At 73.8% G+C, this 18005-nt stretch carries 18 protein-coding genes and 1 riboswitch; of the genes, 15 read left to right on the top strand and 3 right to left on the bottom strand.

Translation table 11 applies throughout. The annotated features are described in order from the left end of the window. Positions 1-152 precede the first annotated feature (152 nt). From ACGF13_RS27570 to ACGF13_RS27520, 11 genes are all read left to right on the top strand, one after another. Entirely contained in the window at positions 153-467 is a 315-nt protein-coding gene (locus ACGF13_RS27570) for an antibiotic biosynthesis monooxygenase family protein (protein WP_392879943.1), read from the top strand. Positions 468-608: 141 nt separating this feature from the next. Beyond that, positions 609-736, top strand: a riboswitch (FMN riboswitch). A gap of 224 nt (positions 737-960) precedes the next feature. Further along, positions 961-1716: a riboflavin synthase gene (locus ACGF13_RS27565; RefSeq protein WP_392879942.1), complete on the top strand. Its 756-nt coding sequence runs from the start codon at positions 961-963 to the stop codon at positions 1714-1716. Then, positions 1713-2360, top strand: a complete 648-nt coding sequence (locus ACGF13_RS27560; protein ID WP_392879941.1) for a nicotinamide riboside transporter PnuC — start codon at positions 1713-1715, stop codon at positions 2358-2360. Before ACGF13_RS27565 ends, ACGF13_RS27560 begins: the two co-directional genes overlap by 4 nt. After that, positions 2357-3670 (top strand): bifunctional 3,4-dihydroxy-2-butanone-4-phosphate synthase/GTP cyclohydrolase II, encoded by a 1314-nt coding sequence (locus ACGF13_RS27555; protein WP_392879940.1) that lies wholly within the window; start codon positions 2357-2359, stop codon positions 3668-3670. Before ACGF13_RS27560 ends, ACGF13_RS27555 begins: the two co-directional genes overlap by 4 nt. 159 nt (positions 3671-3829) lie before the next feature. Beyond that, complete coding sequence (ribH, locus tag ACGF13_RS27550; protein ID WP_392879939.1) at positions 3830-4303, top strand: 6,7-dimethyl-8-ribityllumazine synthase; 474 nt, start codon at positions 3830-3832, stop codon at positions 4301-4303. A 102-nt stretch (positions 4304-4405) separates the two neighbouring features. Continuing rightward, a complete protein-coding gene (locus ACGF13_RS27545; protein WP_097238956.1) occupies positions 4406-4678 on the top strand; it encodes a phosphoribosyl-ATP diphosphatase in 273 nt (90 codons plus the stop codon). 58 nt (positions 4679-4736) lie between these two features. Beyond that, positions 4737-5585 (top strand): ATP phosphoribosyltransferase, encoded by an 849-nt coding sequence (gene hisG / locus ACGF13_RS27540; RefSeq protein ID WP_392879938.1) that lies wholly within the window; start codon positions 4737-4739, stop codon positions 5583-5585. A 157-nt stretch (positions 5586-5742) separates the two neighbouring features. Beyond that, the gene (locus ACGF13_RS27535; protein WP_392879937.1) at positions 5743-6183 is read left to right on the top strand and encodes a PH domain-containing protein; all 441 of its coding nucleotides are present in this window, start codon (positions 5743-5745) and stop codon (positions 6181-6183) included. A 301-nt stretch (positions 6184-6484) separates the two neighbouring features. Beyond that, positions 6485-7828, top strand: a complete 1344-nt coding sequence (locus tag ACGF13_RS27530) for a hemolysin family protein (protein ID WP_392879935.1) — start codon at positions 6485-6487, stop codon at positions 7826-7828. Then, complete coding sequence (locus ACGF13_RS27525; protein WP_392879934.1) at positions 7825-8871, top strand: hemolysin family protein; 1047 nt, start codon at positions 7825-7827, stop codon at positions 8869-8871. Before ACGF13_RS27530 ends, ACGF13_RS27525 begins: the two co-directional genes overlap by 4 nt. Before the next feature lie 106 nt (positions 8872-8977). Next, positions 8978-9964, top strand: coding sequence for an NAD-dependent epimerase/dehydratase family protein (locus ACGF13_RS27520; RefSeq protein WP_392879932.1), 987 nt, complete (start codon positions 8978-8980; stop codon positions 9962-9964). A gap of 85 nt (positions 9965-10049) precedes the next feature. Here ACGF13_RS27520 and ACGF13_RS27515 read toward each other — a convergent pair whose 3' ends face one another. Both ACGF13_RS27515 and ACGF13_RS27510 read right to left on the bottom strand, forming a co-directional pair. Beyond that, positions 10050-12146, bottom strand: coding sequence for an AAA family ATPase (locus tag ACGF13_RS27515; protein ID WP_392880286.1), 2097 nt, complete (start codon positions 12144-12146; stop codon positions 10050-10052). A gap of 388 nt (positions 12147-12534) precedes the next feature. Beyond that, positions 12535-13191, bottom strand: a complete 657-nt coding sequence (locus ACGF13_RS27510) for a uridine kinase (protein WP_392879929.1) — start codon at positions 13189-13191, stop codon at positions 12535-12537. 211 nt (positions 13192-13402) lie between these two features. Here ACGF13_RS27510 and ACGF13_RS27505 point away from each other — a divergent pair, with 211 nt between their 5' ends. Beyond that, entirely contained in the window at positions 13403-14566 is a 1164-nt protein-coding gene (locus ACGF13_RS27505) for an acyl-CoA dehydrogenase family protein (RefSeq protein ID WP_392879927.1), read from the top strand. A gap of 75 nt (positions 14567-14641) precedes the next feature. On the opposite strand, the gene ACGF13_RS27500 is transcribed toward ACGF13_RS27505, so the two are convergent. Next, the gene (locus ACGF13_RS27500) at positions 14642-15160 is read right to left on the bottom strand and encodes a hypothetical protein (RefSeq protein WP_392879925.1); all 519 of its coding nucleotides are present in this window, start codon (positions 15158-15160) and stop codon (positions 14642-14644) included. A gap of 229 nt (positions 15161-15389) precedes the next feature. On the opposite strand from ACGF13_RS27500, the gene ACGF13_RS27495 reads away from it, so the two are divergent. From ACGF13_RS27495 to ACGF13_RS27485, 3 genes are read left to right on the top strand one after another with little or no spacing between them, the layout of a single operon-like run. Then, complete coding sequence (locus ACGF13_RS27495) at positions 15390-15830, top strand: Lrp/AsnC family transcriptional regulator (RefSeq protein ID WP_045694655.1); 441 nt, start codon at positions 15390-15392, stop codon at positions 15828-15830. 50 nt (positions 15831-15880) lie between these two features. Continuing rightward, positions 15881-17488: an amidohydrolase gene (locus ACGF13_RS27490; RefSeq protein WP_392879922.1), complete on the top strand. Its 1608-nt coding sequence runs from the start codon at positions 15881-15883 to the stop codon at positions 17486-17488. 42 nt (positions 17489-17530) lie between these two features. Next, positions 17531-17983, top strand: coding sequence for an N-acetyltransferase (locus ACGF13_RS27485; protein WP_392879920.1), 453 nt, complete (start codon positions 17531-17533; stop codon positions 17981-17983). Positions 17984-18005: the final 22 nt, after the last annotated feature.

Genomic DNA, 18005 nt, shown 5'->3' with positions numbered 1-18005 from the left:
GCAGATCAGGGACCAGCAGGTCAGCGACCAACAGGTCAGGGACCGGCAGATCAGCGACCAACAGGTCGGCGACCAGCCGGTCAGGGAGACCACCGGGCCGAGGACCAGCGGGACCGGGCGAGGGACGCCAGCCGCAGCCGGAGGTGGTGGTCGTGATCGTCAGAATCTGGACCGGGCAGGTCCTGGCCGGGCGCATCGAGGAGTTCTGCGCGCACCTGGCCGCCCAGGTGATCCCGCAGCTCGGGCGGACCGACGGCTGCTTCGGCGGCGAGTTGCTGCGTTCGGTGTCCGAGGACGGGCACAGGGTGCTGGTGCTGAGCCGCTGGCGCGACGAGGAGGCCCTGCGCGGGTACGCGGGGCCGATGTGGCGGATCCGGCCGGTCGGGTCGGAGGGCGAGCTGAGCTACCTCGCCCACCCGCCGGAGGTCACCCACTTCACCTCGATCACCGACCCCGCCTCCCCATGAGCGACAGCCGCTCCTGGGCGCGGGCCGCACCTCGCTGCTTGCCGCGCATTCCCCGCAGGCCCGTGAAACAGGCCACAGCACGAGGGTCTCCCTGCCGTTGCGCCGTCCGTGGCACAATGACGGCATCAAGCAGTGACGTTCAGCGCACTCCGGGGTCGGTGAAAATCCGAACCGGCGGTTACAGTCCGCGACCCGTCCGCAGCCAGCGGCCGGTTGACCAGGTGAAATTCCTGGACCGACGGTTAAAGTCCGGATGGGAGGCGTGCGCGGGCGGACGAAGAGCAGTACCCGTGGGTCCAGCGGCAGGAGACTGCCTCCCGGGCCCCGGTCAGGTGAACGACGGGAGCGGTGTCTCCCGTGCCGGGCGAGCGATCTCCCGGCGGCCTCGGCATCCCCGGCGACGGGTCGTGCCCCGGGCCCGTGCGCCGGTGCCCGTCCGTGTCATCTCCCATGCCGCCCCGGAGTCCGCGCCCCAAGCGCGAGGAGAACCCGGGTGTTCACCGGCATCATCGAAGAGCTCGGCGAGGTCGTGTCGATCCAGGAGATCGGCGACTCCTCGCGGATCCGTCTGCGCGGCCCGGTGGTCTGTACGGGTGCCAGGCACGGCGACTCCATCGCGGTCAACGGCGTGTGCCTGACCGTCGTCGACAGCCCGGACGAACTGGCCGCCGGCACCGGCGAGTTCAGCGCCGACGTGATGGCCGAGACGCTGCACCGCTCCAGCCTCGGCGAGCTGGCGCCCGGCTCCCGGGTCAACCTGGAGCGCGCCATGGCGCTCGGCGCCCGACTGGGCGGCCACCTCGTCCAGGGCCATGTCGACGCCACCGGGCGGCTGTTGAGCCGTGAGCCCGGCGAGCGCGACGCGGCGGGCAACCTGCGCTGGGAGGTACTGCGGTTCTCGCTGCCCGAGACCATCTCCCGCTACCTGGTGGAGAAGGGCTCGATCACCGTCGACGGCGTCAGCCTCACCGTGGTGGAGGCCGCGAAGGACAGCTTCACCGTCAGCCTCATCCCGACCACCCTCGCGCTGACCACGCTCGGCGCCAAGGGCGTCGGGGAGGGCGTGAACCTGGAGGTGGACGTGCTCGCGAAGTACGTCGAGCGCCTCCTGGAGTCCCGCACGCTGCCCGGCCTGCCCCATCTGTCGGACCTGCCCAACCCGTCCAGCGCGTCCAACCAGCCCGACCAGTCCAACCAGTCCGACCCGTCCGACCTCCCGGTCGGCGGAACCCCGGGGGAGTCCCAGTGAGCTGGCTCAGCGGCGAGGCGTTCACCGTCCTCGGCGAACACGTCAAGTGGGCCGACATGATCGGCAACATCCTCGGCCTCGGCGGGCTCGCGCTCGGCTGGCGCCGCTCGGTCTGGAGCTGGCCGGTCCAGCTGCTGTCCGGCGCGGTGCTGATCACCGCGTACCTCGGCGGCCACGTCCCCGGCCTGATCGGCAAGCAGCTGATCGTGATCGCCACCGCCTCCTGGGGCTGGGCGCAGTGGCAGCGGGGCCGCCGCGAGGGCGGCACGATCGCCGTACGGTTCGCGCGCTGGCCCGAGCGGCTCGTGCTGGTGGCGGGCACGGCGGTCGGCACGGTCGCGCTCGCCCTGCTCTTCACGTCCTTCCCCAGCCTGTCCTGGAGCCCCTGGTCGGACGCCTACATCTTCGTCGGCACGCTGGCCGCGATGGTCGCCCAGGCCCGCGGCTGGGTGGAGTTCTGGTTCGCCTGGATCGCGGTCGACGTGGTCGGCGTCCCGTTCGCCTTCAACAGCGGCTACACCTTCTCCGGCCTCACCTACTCCGTCTACTTCGTCCTGGTGCTGCTCGGCCTGCGCTCCTGGTGGCTGAGCACCCGTGAGTCGCGCGCCAAGTCCGCCTCCGTCCCCCAGGGAGCCACGGCATGACCGAGATGACCGAGAACCCGTCCAGCAGCAGCGGCGCCACCCGGCCCGAAGCCCAGTCCGAATCCCAGCCCGAGCCCGAGCTCGTCCTCGACCCGGTCGAGCGCGCGATCGCCGACATCGCCCTCGGCCGCGCCGTGGTCGTGGTCGACGACGAGGACCGGGAGAACGAGGGCGACCTCGTCTTCGCCGCCTCCGCCGCGACCGCCGAGCTGATGGCCTTCACCATCCGCTACAGCTCCGGCGTGATCTGCGCCCCGATGACCGGCGAGGAGCTGGACCGCCTCAGGCTCCCGCCGATGACCCAGGTCAACGAGGACCGCAAGGGCACCGCGTACACCGTCTCGGTGGACGCCCGGGAGGGGGTCGACACCGGCATCTCCGCCGCCGACCGCGCCCGCACCGTACGGCTGCTCTCCTCGCCCGGCACCGAGCCCGGCGACCTCACCCGCCCCGGGCACGTCTTCCCGCTGCGCGCCGTCGAGGGCGGCGTGCTGGTCCGCCCCGGCCACACCGAGGCCGCCGTCGACCTGGCCCGGCTCGCCGGGCTGCCGCCGGCCGGCGCGATCGCCGAGGTGGTCAACGACGACGGCACCATGGCCCGGCTGCCCGAGCTGGTCGCCTTCGCCCGCGAGCACGGCCTCGCGATCATCTCCATCGAGGACCTGATCGCCTACCGCCGCCGCACCGAGCTGCACGTCGACCGGGCCGCCGTCACCGCCCTGCCCACCGTGCACGGGGAGTTCACCGCCGTCGGCTACAAGGGCACCATCGACGGCGTCGAGCACCTCGCGCTGGTGGCCGGCGGCCTGGACGCGGAGGGGCGGCTGCCGCAGGACGAGGACGTCCTGGTGCGGGTCCACTCCGAGTGCCTGACCGGTGACGTCTTCGGCTCGCTGCGCTGCGACTGCGGCCCGCAGCTGGAGGCCTCGCTGCGGCGGGTCGCCGAGGCCGGGCGCGGCGTGGTGCTGTACCTGCGCGGCCACGAGGGCCGGGGGATCGGCCTGGCGCACAAGCTGCGCGCGTACGAGCTCCAGGAGCAGGGCCGGGACACCGTCGACGCCAACCTGGACCTCGGCCTGCCCGCCGACGCCCGGGACTACAGCATCGCGGCCCAGATGCTGGTGGACCTCGGCGTCCGCTCGCTCACCCTGCTGACCAACAACCCGCGGAAGCTGACCGCGCTCACCGACCACGGGCTCAAGGTGAAGGGGCGCGAAGCCGTCGAGATCGCGCCCGGCGAGCACAACGTGCACTACCTGCGGACCAAGCGCGACCGGATGGGCCACGACCTGCCCGGCCTCGGTTCCTGAACCGACCCCGACCGCGCCTGACCGACCCCGACCGCGCCTGACCGACCCCGACCGGGTCCGAACCGACCCCGACCGGGTCCGAACCGACCCCGACCGGGTCCGAGCCAACCCCGACCGAAGACAGCCAGCGACAGACCGCACAGACAGGAAGTACGAGACATGAGCGGCCACGGAGCCCCCCAGCTGACCATCGACGGCGCCGCCGACCTCAAGGTCGCCGTCGTCGCCGCCCAGTGGCACGACACCGTGATGAACGGCCTGCTGGACGGCGCCCACCGCGCGCTCAAGGAGCTGGGGGTCGCCGAGCCGACCGTGCTGCGGGTGCCCGGCACCTTCGAGCTGCCGGTCGCCGCCAAGCGCCTCGCCGAGCGCGGCTACGACGCCGTGGTGGCCCTCGGCGTGGTGATCCGCGGTGGCACCCCGCACTTCGACTACGTCTGCCAGGCCGCCACCTCGGGCCTCACCCAGGTCAGCGTGGACACCGGCGTCCCGGTCGGCTTCGGCGTGCTGACCTGCGACAACGAGGAGCAGGCGATCGACCGCGCGGGCCTGCCGGGCTCCGCCGAGGACAAGGGCCACGAGGCCGTCACCGCCGCCGTCGCCACCGCCGTGGTGCTGCGCGCCGCGCGCTGACCCCGGCCGCCCCGGTCCCGGAGCGCGGAACGTCCACTGGACTGTCCACGCTCCGGGACCGTTTACCGTCTGTCCGCCCGCACGCCGTAAGGTGGCCCCATCATGGCTTCGAAGACATTCGAGGAGCTCTTCGCCGAGCTCCAGCAGAAGGCCGCCACCGGCGACCCCTCGTCCTCCCGTACCGCGCAGCTCGTCCAGCAGGGCGTCCATGCGATCGGCAAGAAGGTCGTCGAGGAGGCCGCCGAGGTGTGGATGGCCGCCGAGTTCCAGTCGGACGAGCAGACGGCGGAGGAGATCTCGCAGCTCCTCTACCACTTGCAGGTGATGATGATCGCCCGCGGCCTGACGCTCGACGACGTCTACAAGTACCTCTAGACACCCCCCGCTCGCCCGAGCACACCCGTCCTCCCAACAGGTAAGGAAGCAACCTCCCATGCTGCGCATCGCCGTCCCCAACAAGGGTTCTCTCTCGGGTCCCGCGGCGGAGATGCTCCATGAGGCCGGCTACCGCCAGCGGAAGGACCCCAAGGAGCTCGTCCTCGTCGACCCGAACAACGAGGTGGAGTTCTTCTTCCTGCGCCCGCGCGACATCGCCGTCTACGTCGGCTCCGGCCGCCTCGACGTCGGCATCACCGGCCGCGACCTGCTGCTGGACTCGCACTCCAACGCCGAGGAGGTGCTCGCCCTCGGCTTCGCCGGGTCGACCTTCCGCTTCGCCCGTCCCGAGGGCGTGGACGTCGAGGACGTCAAGGGTCTGGAGGGCCTGCGGATCGCCACCTCGTACACCGGCCTGGTCGAGCAGCACCTGGCCGACCACGGCGTGAAGGCGACGGTCACCAAGCTGGACGGCGCGGTCGAGACCGCGGTGCAGCTGGGCGTCGCCGACGTGATCGCCGACGTGGTGGAGACCGGCACCAGCCTGCGCAACGCCGGCCTGGAGGTGTTCGGCGACCCGATCCTGGTCTCCGACGCGGTGGTGATCCGGCCCAAGGGCGCGGGCGAGGACGCCCGGGTGGAGCAGTTCCTGCGCCGCCTCCAGGGCGTGCTGGTGGCCCGCCGCTACGTGCTGATGGACTACGACATCCGCGCCGAGAAGGTGGGCGCCGCCGTCGCGCTGACCCCGGGCCTGGAGTCGCCGACCGTCTCGCCGCTGCACACCGAGGGCTGGGTCGCGGTGCGCTCGATGGTGCTCCGCAAGGAGGCCCAGCAGATCATGGACGACCTGTGGGGCATCGGCGCCCGGGCCATCCTGGTCACCAACATCCACGCCTGCCGCCTCTGACCTGCCCGCGCGCCGGGCGCCCGGCGCCCGGTGACCGGCGCGCCCGGGTGACCTGCCCGCCGGTCCGCGGGTAAAGAACGGTTCAATGGGGCGGGGACGCCGACCGCGTCCCCGCCCCTCGTGCTGCCGCAACCAGATCCACCCCCGGAGACCCCACGTGTCCACGCCGCCCGTCCAGTTCCCCGTCACCTGGGCCCCGCGCCGCACCCGCGCCGTGCTGCTCCCGGTCTGCGTGCTGCTGGTGGTGCTGTTCTCCGCGATGGCCGTGCTGCTCCCGGAGAACTGGCAACTGAACGACCGGATCATGATGACGGCCAGCGGGGTCCTGTTCGCCGCCGTCGGCCTGATGCTGGCCCGCCCGCGGGTGAGCGCCGACGCGGACGGCGTGACCGTGGTCAACTTCGTCCGCCGCCGCCGGCTCGCCTGGGCCGAGATCGTCCGGGTCAACCTCCGCCAGGGCGACCCGTGGGCCACCCTCGACCTCTCCGACGGCACCTCGCTCGCCGCGGTCGGTATCCAGCCCGGCGTCGGCAAGGCCCAGGCGATCGCGGACGCCCGCACGCTGCGCGACCTGGTCGAACAGCACGCCCAGGCCTGAGCCCACACCCGGCTCCGAGCCCTGATCCGGGCCCGGGGCTGAGTCTGAACGAGCCCGGAAGCGAGCCCTGATCCGGGCTCGGGGCCGCTTCCCACCTGCGGTTCCGTGGCCCCGGCAGGCCGAACGGCCTTCTTTCGCCCATCCGGGTATGGTCTACGCTGGTAAAAGCGGGGCAAAGTTCACCCTGCCCCGAATCGAGTGCCCGAACCCGACCTGAGGAGTGACACTCCCCCTCGATGGACGATCCGTCCGGTAGTACCTGCGCCGCCTCGCTTCCGACCTCCGGAAGGAAGGCGGCACTGTGATCACCGCCTGGCTGCTGTTGCTCGCAGCCGTTCTCCTGATCCTCGCCAACGGCCTGTTCGTGGCCGCCGAGTTCGCCTTCGTGACCGTCGAGCGCGGCGAGGTGCAGCGCTCCGCCGAGGCGGGCGACGCCAAGTCCCACCGCGTCGCCAGGGCCCTGCGGCACCTCTCCTTCGAACTCTCCGGCGCCCAGCTCGGCATCACCGTCACCTCGCTGGTGGTCGGCATGCTCGCCGAGCCGGCCCTGTCCACCCTGCTCGCACCCGTCATGTCCGGCATCGGCGTGCCCGACTCGGCCGCCCGCGGGGTCTCCGTGGTCGTCGGCATGGTGCTGGCCACCGTCGTCCAGATGGTGATCGGCGAGCTGGTGCCGAAGAACTGGGCGATCTCCCGCCCGCTCCAGGTGGCCCGCGCGGTCGCCGCCCCGCACATGGCGTTCTCCTTCGTCTGCCGCCCGCTGATCAGCTTCCTGAACGGCACCGCCGACCGGACCGTCCGGGCCTTCGGCATCGAGCCGCAGGAGGAGCTGGGGCACGCCCGTACCCCGGACGAGCTGGTTTCGCTGGCCCGCCACTCGGCCAAGGCCGGCGCGATAGACGAGGAGTCGGCGACCCTGTTCGTCCGCACCCTGGCCCTGAGCGACCTGACCGCCGAGTCCGTGATGACCCCGCGCGTGGACGTGGCCGCGCTCCAGCGCAACGCCACCGCCTCCGACGTCATCAACCTGACCCGGGCCACCGGCCTGTCCCGCTTCCCGGTCTACACCGACAGCCTGGACGAGGTCACCGGCATCGTCACGCTCAAGGACGCCCTGTCCGTCCCGGCCGACCGGCGCGGCCTGGTCCCGGTCGGCGAGCTGTCCTCGCCGCCGCTGCTGGTGCCCGAGACGCTGCCCGCCGAGCGGCTGCTCGACCGGCTGCGCCGGCTCCAGCCGATGGCCATCGTGGTCGACGAGTACGGCGGCACCGCCGGCGTCGTCACCGTCGAGGACATCGTGGAGGAGATCGTCGGCGAGGTGCAGGACGAGCACGACCCCGAGGACCACCCCGAGCTGCTGCCGCTGCCGCCCGTCGACGGCCTGCCGGTCTGGGAGGCCGACGGCCGCGCCCGGATCGACCAGCTGGAGCGGATCGGCCTGAACGCCCCGGACGGGCCGTACGAGACCCTGGCCGGCCTGGTCTCCGACCTGCTCGGCAAGCTCCCCGAGGTGGGCGAGCGGGCCGAGCTGCCCGGCTGGCGCTTCACCGTGACCGGTGTCGACCGCCACCGCACCACCGCGGTCCGGGTGGAGCGCACCACCGCGCCCGTGCTGTTCGACGAGGACCGGGAGGAGAGCCGGTGACCGCCCTGCAACTGGCCGTCGCGCTGCTGCTCCTGCTCGGCAACGCCTTCTTCGTCGGCGCCGAGTTCGCCGTGGTGTCGGTGCGCCGCAGCCAGATCGAGCCGCTCGCCGAGGCCGGGCACAAGCGTGCCCGCACCGTGCTGCACGCGCTGTCCAACGTCTCCGCGATGCTGGCCGCCGCCCAGCTCGGCATCACCGTCTGCTCGCTGGGCCTCGGTGCCCTCGCCGAGCCGACCATCGCCTCCCTGCTGGAGGGCCCGTTCCACGCGATCGGCGTCCCGTCCGGCCTGATGCACCCGCTCTCGTACGGGATCTCGCTCGCCGTCGTGGTCTTCCTGCACATGGTGATGGGCGAGATGGTGCCGAAGAACATGGCCATGGCCGGCCCCGAGCGGGCCGCGCTCTGGCTCGGCCCGCCGCTGGACCGGCTGGCCCGCTGGCTCGCCCCGGTGATCCGGGTGCTGAACGCCTTCGCCAACGGCATCCTGAAGCTGTTCCGGGTGGATGCCAAGGACGAGGTCGAGTCGGTCTTCACCACCGAGCAGCTGATGTACCTGCTGGTGGACTCCCGGGACGCCGGCCTGCTCGACGAGAGCCGCCAGGAGCGCCTGGAGGACGCCCTGGAGCTGGGCCAACGCCCGGTCACCGAGGTGCTGCTCAAGCCCGAGCAGCTGGTCACCGTGGACACCAAGGCGACCGCCGCCGAGGTCGAGGAGCTGGCGCTGCGCACCGGCTTCTCGCGCTTCCCGGTCACCGACGGGGACCCGGCCGGCCACGGCTACCTCGGCTACGTCCACCTCAAGGACATCCTCGACGTGGAGGACCCGTCGGCGCCCGTTCCGGCCCGCCTGTGGCGGCCGATCACGGTGCTGCGCGGCAGCCTCCCGCTGGACGACGCCCTCGGGGCGATGCGCCGGGCCACCTGCCACCAGGCCGCCGTGCTGGACCAGGACGGGCGCACGCTCGGCGTGGTCATGCTGGAGGACGTGCTGGAGGAGCTGGTCGGCGAGATGCACGACCCGGACCACCGCGCCACGGCCTGACGACCGCCCCCGCGCGGGCCCTCACCGACGAGTGTTCGCTCCCGGCGATTCTGCTGACAGCAGGCAGCCGTTCCATGCCCACCACCCTGACACCAGGGTGGTGGGCATGAGACTTCTCCTGCTGGGTGGAACCAAGTTCGTCGGACGGGCCGTCGCCGAGGAGGCGCTGGCCAGGGGCTGGGAGGTGACGGCCCTCAACCGCGGCACGCGGCCCGCGCCCGAGGGCGTCCGGCAGCTGACGGGCGACCGCACCGCCGAGGGCGGCCTCGCGGCGCTCGGCACGGGGGAGTGGGACGCGGTGGTGGACACCTGGTCCTGGGCGCCCGCGGCGGTGCGCGACAGCGCCCGCTTCCTCAACGGCAGGGTCGGCCACTACGCGTACGTCTCCAGCCGGTCGGTGTACGACTACCCGCTGGTGCCGGGAGCCGGCGAGGCCGCGCCGGTGGTCGACTCCTCCCCGGACCTCACCGGCGAGGTGCCCTACGCCGAGACCAAGCGCGGCGCGGAACTGGCGTTGGAGGCGGAGTTCGGCGGGCGGGCGCTGCTGGCCCGCGCCGGGCTGATCATCGGCCCGTACGAGGACATCGGCCGGCTGCCCTGGTGGCTCGACCGGATCGCCGAGGGCGGCCCGGTGCTCGCCCCGGGCCCGCGCGAGCTCCCCCTCCAGTACATCGACGTGCGCGACCTCGCGGCCTGGACCCTGGACGCCGTGGTCGCCCGGCTCGGCGGCCCGTACAACCTGGTCGGCCCGTCCGGCCACGCCACCATGGGCGAGCTCTTGGAGGCCTGCGTACGGGCGACCGGCTCGGACGCCGAACTGCGCTGGACGGACCCGGAGCGGATCCTCGCGGCGGGCGTCGAGCCATGGACCGAGCTGCCGATCTGGCTGGCGCCCGGCGAGCTGTACGACTTCCTGCACACCGGCTCGGTCGAGCGCGCGCTGGGTGCCGGGCTGCGCTGCCGCCCGGTCGCCGAGACCGTCGAGGACACCTGGGCCTGGCTGCGGTCGATCGGCGGCAGCGCGCCGCAGCGGGCCGACCGGGCCACGGTCGGGCTGGACCGGGCGCGGGAGGCCGCGCTCCTCCAGGGCTGAACGGTTTGCCCTCCCGCTCGCCCGCGGACGCCGATCGGCCGCGGCCGCCCGCCCGCTTGGCCGCCCCCTCGGCCCCGGCCGCCGCTCAGCCCCGGCCGTCGATCAGCTCCCCGTACGCCTGGACCAGGTCCGGCAGCCGCAGAGTGGCCAGGTCCTCCCGGCCCGGCGGCTCCCGCAGCAGCGACAGCCGCAGGTCCCGGTACGCGCAGGACTTCTCGTACAGGGTGCGGATGAAGCGGCCGTTGCCCAGCTCGTCGATCCAGCCCTCGCGCACGACGTGGGTGCAGATGCTGGCCAGCTCCTCGGCGGCGTCCTCGTCCCAGCCGTCGCCGTCCCGGCCGGCCAGCGCCGCGCCGATCGCGGTCAGCTCGCCGGGGCGGTAGCTGGGGAAGTCGACCCTGGTGGTGAAGCGGGAGTTGAGGCCGGGGTTGGTGGCGAGCAGCCGGTTCATCCCCTCGGGGTAGCCGGCCAGGATCACCACCAGCCGGTCCCGGTTGTCCTCGGCGCGCTTGAGCAGCACCTGGAGCGCCTCGTCGCCGTACGCGTCGCCCTTGGTGTAGCCGGAGTTGGAGAGGCTGTACGCCTCGTCGATGAACAGCACGCCGTCCAGCGCGGAGTCGATCAGCTCGTTCGCCTTCACGGCGGTCTGGCCGAGGAACTCGCCCACCAGGTCGGCGCGCTGGGCCTCCACCAGGTGGTCGCCGGAGAGCAGCCCGAGGGCGTGGAAGACCCGGCCGAGGATGCGGGCCACGGTCGTCTTCCCGGTGCCCGAGGGGCCGGAGAAGACGAAGTGGCGCTTCGGCGGCTGGACCGGCAGGCCCTGTTCGGCCCGCAGTCGGGACATTCTCAACTGGGCGGACAGTGCCCGTACCTGGCGCTTGACCGGCTCCATGCCGACCATCAGCGAGAGTTCCGTCAGGGCCGCGTCCAGCTCCCGCTCGTCGCCGCCGGCCCGGGGCTCGGGCACGGCGGCGGCGCGGGGCTGTACCCGGCCGAGGGCGGGCAGTGACGGTGGTACGGCGGCGCCGCCGGGCGGCGCGCCCGAGCCGGAGCGCTCCCCGGCGGCCTGCGGCGCGCCGTCGGCCGGCGAGCCGTCCAGCAGGGCGCCGCCGGTCGGGCCGCCACCGTTCAGGGCCCCGTCCGCCGGGGGGCCGTCGACCGGTCCGGCGTCCATCAGTCCGGCGTCGACCAGTCCGGCCTCCGCCAGGGTGGCGTTCACCGAGGGCCCGCCGTCGGGGAACCCGCCGGTCGGTACGGTGCCGTTCGACACCCCGTCGCCGGAGACGGTCGCGCCGCTCGGCCCGCCCGCCGCGTCCCCGAACTCCTCGCCGTACCCGGGCAGTCCGGCGAACCCGGCCTCCTCCGGAAACCCGGCGTCGACACCCGGCCCGCCCGGTCCCGCGGCGTCGCCCGCACCCGGGCGCCCGCCCGTCGGCAGCCCGTCCGCGAGCACGTCGGTGAGTCCGTCCGCCAGCCCGTCCTCGGCCGAGATGGCCGTCAGCCGGGCCGCGGCGTCCATGAACGCCGGATCCGCCCGGTGCACCGCCCGGTAGAGCGGCAGCGCCGCGGCGCTGCGCCCGGCCCCCTCGTACGCCCGGGCCAGCCAGTACCGCAGCTCCTTGCGCTGCGGCTGCTCGGAGCGGCAGCGGGCCAGCGAGGCGGCCAGCGGGGCCTGCGCCTGGGCGCACATGTCGAGGCGCACCCGCGCCATGCCGGCGAACAGCCCGGCCTCGATGCCGAGCAGCGGGTCGTCCAGCAGCCGGTCGGTGTCCCGGATCAACTGCTCCCAGTCCTTGAGCAGGTAGGACCGGCAGGCGTACAGGAAGCGGGCGGACGGGTCCTCGCCGGGTGCCGGGCACTGCTCCAGCGCCCCGTCCAGCTCGGCCAGGTGGCGGCCGTCCAGCCAGTGCGAGGCGTGTGCCAGCGCGAGGTCGCGGGCGTCCTCCAGCACCGGCTGGACCCACCAGCCCAGCCAGTACCAGGAGCTGAGCGGCCGTCGGTGCAGCCGCCGCTGCTCGCCGAACCGCTTCTGGTGGCGGTACATGGCCAGCAGGGCGGCCGAGGTGTCGCTGCGCAGCGCGTGCAGTCCGAGCCAGGCGTCGGCCATGCCCGGGTCCAGCCGGACGGCGGCCCGGAACTCCTCCTCGGCCCGGGTGTACGCACCGGCCGTGTACGCGTCCATGGCGCGCAGCCAGGCGCGGTCGGCGAGCCGGTCCGGCCCACCCGCCGTGCTGTCGGAACTGTCCACCGTCGTCACTCACGCCCCCCGCGGTGCGGCCGGGGCTCGGCCGGCGAGTCGCCTGCGCCCAGCCTGGCCGGTGGTCGTCGACCCCCTGTCGCGCATATGCGCCTGCCAGGAATCGTACCGGCGCGGGGCTGATCCGGAAGGGTGCCGTACAGGGTCAAATGTGAACGCGCGAGCGGCTCTTGAGCGCTCGGACGAGGAAACGGGCGGTGGGGGAGCGAGTTTCGGAAACGGACCGGACGGCGTCCCCGGCTCACGGGGGAACAAGCCGGGGGCGCCGGGTCCGAGGCGGCCGGAAGCTGTGGTTCCGGCGGCTGGGGAGAACCTAGATCCTGGCGACGTCGCAGGTCAAGGCGATGGTTGAAGGTTCACCCACGGTGCCCGGGGCGATCCGGCCGGTCACCCCGTCGACCCGCGTCGCGGCGTACGGACGGCTCGGATCGGCGGCGAAATGCGCCGATTCGGCCCGGGCCCAGCCCGCCCAGAACTCGGCCAGATCCGGACCGTCCCGCTCCTCGCCGCGCCGCCGGGCCGAGGCCGCGTCCAACTCCATCCAGATCACCCGGGCCAGCCAGGGCCGCACCGCCCGCCGCCCGGCGCCGACCCCCTCCACCAGCACCACCGGGGCGGCCGGCACCCGCGCCGTGCCCGCGAAGCGGCGCAGCGTCCAGTCGTACACCCGGTACTCGGCGTCCTGCCCGGCCGTCAGCGGCTCCAGCACCTGCTCGCGCAGCCGTCCGGTCCAGCCGAAGAGCTCGCTGTGGGTGGCCAGGTCGTCGAGGTGGACCACGGGGGCCCCGCCGAGCGCCGCCGCCAGTCGTCCGGCGAAGGTGGTCTTGCCCGAGCCCGCGTGCCCGTCCACCGCGACCAGCCGCACCGGCCCGCAGGAGGGCGGCAGCGCGCGCAGCTCCGCCGCGAGCGCGGTCAGCCGGTCGTCCGGAGCGGGCCGGGGGCGGGGCGGGAAGGGTTCGGATGCAGCCACAACGTCAACCCTACGGTGCCGTAGCCCGCCACTGCGGACAGATCATCTGTGCAGGTCGTGACGCCGACGCGGGTTTCGGGCATACTCGCCTTCGCCACGACTGTGAACGGCCGTTCACCGCAACCCGGTGCCGGTCGGTCCGACCAGCCACACCCACGCCGGGTCAGCCGACACCTCGGTCCGGCGCCCGATCGAGGAGGCGACCACCGCCATGACCCCCTCCCCTGTGAAAGCCGTGGAGCGCCAGCTGCCCAGCGAGGAGGCCCGCGAGCTGCTGAGCCTCACCCGCGACCTGGTCCAGCGCGAGCTCCAGCCCCGTGCGGCGGAGGACGAGGCCGCGGGCCGCTTCCCGCGAGAGGTCTTCCGCACCCTCGGCGAGGCCGGCCTGCTCTCCCTCCCGTACGACGAGAAGCACGGCGGCGGCGAACAGCCCTACGAGGTGTACCTGCAGGTGCTGGAGGAGCTCGCGGCCGGCTGGCTGGCCGTCGGCCTCGGCGTCAGCGTGCACACCCTCTCCTGCCACGCGCTGGCCACCTTCGGCACCGGCGAGCAGCGCGACACCTGGCTGCCCGCCATGCTCTCCGGCGAGCAGCTCGGCGCCTACTGCCTCTCCGAGCCGCAGTCCGGCTCCGACGCGGCGGCGCTGCGCACCCGCGCCGACCTCGACGGCGACGTGTACGTGATGAACGGCACCAAGGCCTGGATCACCCACGGCGGCCGGGCCGACTTCTACAGCGCCCTGGTGCGCACCGGCGGTGACGGTCCCAAGGGCATCAGCTGCCTGCTGGTCCCCGGCGACCAGCAGGGCCTCTCCGCGGCCCCGCCTGAGCACAAGATGGGCATGCGCTCCTCGCCGACCGCGCAGCTGCACTTCGACGGCGCCCGGGTGCCCCGCGAGCGGCTGATAGGCGAGGAGGGGCAGGGCTTCCAGATCGCGCTCGCCGCGCTGGACTCCGGCCGCCTCGGCATCGCCGCCTGCGCGATAGGCGTCGCCCAGGCCGCGCTCGACCTCGCCGTCGACTACGCCCGCACCCGGCGCCAGTTCGGGCGCCCGATCGCCGAGTTCCAGGGCCTGTCCTTCATGCTCGCCGACATGGCCACCCAGATCGAGGCCGGCCGCTCGCTCTACCTGGCCGCGGCACGGCTGAAGGACGCAGGTCGGCCGTTCTCCAAGGAGGCGGCGATGGCCAAGCTGTTCTGCACCGACGCGGCGATGCGGGTGACCACCGACGCCGTCCAGGTGCTCGGCGGCTACGGCTACACCCAGGACTTCCCGGCCGAGCGGTACATGCGCGAGGCCAAGGTGCTGCAGATCGTCGAGGGCACCAACCAGATCCAGCGGCTGGTGATCGGCCGCCACCTCACGAAGGCCTGAGGCCTTTCCTCCACACGGCCTCCGGCCGTCACTCCAGGGTGCGGAGTGACGGCCGGAGGCGTTCCCGGTGGCGTGTCAGCTCGCCTTGGCGGTGCGGCCGGCCAGCGCCGGACGGCGGCGGCGCTGCTCGGGGATCGCGGCCCGCAGCGCGGCGACGGTCGGGAGGGCGGGCGCCGCCGGAGCGGGGGCGACCGCGGCGAGCCGCACCGGCCGGTGCGCGACCGCGTGCGAGAACGGCTGGGTCCGCCAGTCCAGCCCGGTCGGGAGCTTGAACAGCGCGTCGAACCGGGCCGGCTCGGCGTCCTCCGGGGCCTCGACCTCGGCCAGGTCGTCCGTCGGCGTGCCGGAACCCGGGCAGATCGCGGGGGAGAAGGGGTTCCAGGCGGTCGGCAGCAGCGCGTGCTGCGGTAGCCGCTCCTCGTCCGCGACCAGGGCGATCGGGCGGCGGCACTCGGGGCAGTCGACCCGGAAGATGTCCCAGTTCTCCGCCTCGCCCGGGTCGGTGCCCGGCATGTGGTCGACCGCGAGGTCCTCGCGGTCGGTCATATCGTCGGTCTCGTCGGCGCCCAGCACGCGCTGGTCAGTAGCAGGCATGAGGATCCCCCTAGGATCGGGCCCGGCGTGGTCGTCCAGGGCCACAACCAGCAATTCCCTGTGATCCGGACTCATAACCCTGCGCTCCCGTGCACCGTGATGCACCGGGTGTGTCCTTGGCCACACCGGATGCCACATTCGCCCGGCATGTGCCCGCCCGGCACCTGCGGTCCTGTCCTGTGCCACCTCGTGCGCCCCCCGTGCTCCCGACCGGGTAGGTTTGCGCACTGTGGAGGATCTCGACCAACGCATCGTCCAGCTGCTCCTCGAAGACGGCCGGATGAGCTACACGGACCTGGGCAAGGCCACCGGCCTGTCCACCTCGGCGGTGCACCAGCGGGTGCGCCGCCTCGAACAGCGCGGGGTGATCCGCGGCTACACCGCGATCATCGACCCCGACGCCGTCGACCTGGCACTGACCGCGTTCATCTCGGTCAAGCCCTTCGACCCGAGCGCCCCGGACGACACCCCCGAGCGGCTGGCCGGCCTGCCCGAGATCGAGGCCTGCCACAGCGTCGCAGGCGACGAGAACTACATACTGAAGGTCCGCGTCGGCGCCCCAGGCGACCTCGAGGACCTCCTCGCCCGCATCCGCAGTGCCGCCGGCGTCTCCACCCGCACCACCGTCGTACTGTCCACCCCGTACGAGGCGCGTCCCCCGAAGCTCTGAACCGCGGGCCGGTCTCCGCGGAGGAACCGGTGACGTGCAGACTTGGCCGCATGACCGAACGCAATCTCCGGACCGTCCTGCTGCGCGGCGGCGCCGTCTACAGTCCCGCCGACCCCTTCGCCACCGCGATGCTCGTGGAGGGCGAGCACGTCGCCTGGGTCGGCAGTGACGGCGCCGCCGAGGCGTACGCCGCGACCGCCGACGAGATCGTCGAGCTGGACGGCGCCCTGGTCACCCCCGCCTTCGTGGACGCCCACGTGCACGTCACCGCCGCCGGTCTGGCACTCACCGGTCTGGACCTCACCGGCAGCCCCTCGCTGGCCGCCGCCCTGGAGGCCGTCACCGCCTTCGTGGACGCCCGGCCCGAGCCCGGCGGGGTGCTGATCGGCCACGGCTGGGACGAGACCGGCTGGCCCGAGGGCCGCCCGCCCACGCCGGCCGAACTCGACGCCGCCGCCCGCGGTGCCGCGCTCTACCTCTCCCGCACCGACGTGCACTCCGCGCTCGCCACCACCGCGCTGCGCACCCTCACCGAGGGACTGGCAGAGGCGCCCGGGTTCGACCCCGAGGGCCCGCTCACCAAGGACGCCCACCACGCCGTCCGGCAGACCGCGCTGGCCCACCTCACCCCCGAGCAGCGCCGCCGCGCCCAGCGCGCCACCCTGGCCCGCGCCGCCGAACTCGGCATCGGCGCCCTGCACGAGTGCGCAGGCCCGGAGATCTCCTCGGAGACCGACCTGGCCGCCCTGCTGGCCCTGGCCGCCGAGCACGAGGGGCCCGAAGTCTTCGGGTACTGGGGCGAGTTGGGCGGCGTCGAGACCGCCCGCAGGCTCGGCGCGGTGGGCGCCGGCGGAGACCTCTTCGTGGACGGCGCGCTCGGCTCGCACACCGCCTGCCTGCACCACCCGTACTCCGACGCGGAGCACACCGGCACCGCCTACCTGACCGCCGAGCAGGTCGCCGACCACGTCGCCGCCTGCACCGAGGCCGGGCTCCAGGCCGGCTTCCACGCCATCGGCGACGCGGCCGTCGCCGCGGTGATCGAGGGCGTCCGGGCGGCCGGCGCCCGGGTCGGCGCCGACCGGGTCAAGGCCCTGCGCCACCGCGTCGAGCACGCCGAGGCCCTGGACGACGAGGCCGTCGCCGCCTTCGCCGAACTCGGCCTGACCGCCTCCGTCCAGCCCGCCTTCGACGCCGCCTGGGGCGGCCCCGAGGGCATGTACGTCCAGCGCCTGGGCGCCGAGCGGGCGGCCGCCCTCAACCCCTTCGCCGGGCTGCTGCGGGCCGGCGTCCCGCTGGCCTTCGGCTCGGACGCCCCGGTCACCCCGCTCGACCCCTGGGGCACCGTACGGGCCGCCGCCTTCCACCAGACCCTGGACCACCGGATCTCGGTGCGGGCAGCCTTCACCGCCCACACCCGGGGCGGCTGGCGCGCAATCGGCCGGGACCAGGACGGCGTCCTGGTCCCCGGCGCGGTCGCCAGCTTCGCGATCTGGGCGGCCGGCGAGCTGGTCGTCCAGGCCCCGGACTCCCGGGTGGCCGGCTGGTCCACCGACCCGCGCTCCGGTACCCCCGGCCTGCCCGACCTCACCCCGGGCCACCCGCTGCCGACCTGCCTGCGCACCGTGGTCCGCGGCCGCACGGTGCACCAGCGGTAAACCCCGTGGAGCGGCGGGCCGCCGCGCCCTAGGTTGACCGCCATGACCGAACTGGTGCCCGCCGACTTCACCGTCCCGCGCGAGCTGCTCGCCCCGGAGTTCCGCCTGGAGCCCCTGGGCGAGCGGCACAACGCCTCCGACCACGCCGCCTGGAGCGGCAGCATCGAGCACATCCGCGCCACCCCCGGCTGGGCCGGCCGCCACTGGCCTCCCGCCGCCGGGATGCCCCTGGAGCGGAACCTCGCCGACCTGCGCCGGCACGCCGCCGACTTCGAGGCCCGCACCGGCTTCACCTACACCGTCCTGGAACCCGACCGCGACGAGGTGATCGGCTGCGTCTACATCTACCCGGACCGCGAGGACCCGTCCGCGGTCTCCGTCAGCTCCTGGGTCCGGGCCGACCGCGCCCACCTGGACGCGCCGCTGTACCGCGCCGTCTCCGACTGGCTCACCACCCGGTGGCCCCTACGGGAGTTCCGCTACGCCCCGCGCTGACCCCGGGTGCCGTACCACCGGG

It is taken from the genome of Kitasatospora sp. NPDC048286 (assembly GCF_043201735.1).
Lineage (GTDB): Bacteria > Actinomycetota > Actinomycetes > Streptomycetales > Streptomycetaceae > Kitasatospora.
The sequence above is the reverse complement of the archived record's forward strand: the minus strand, read 5'-3'. Positions and strand labels throughout refer to the sequence as shown.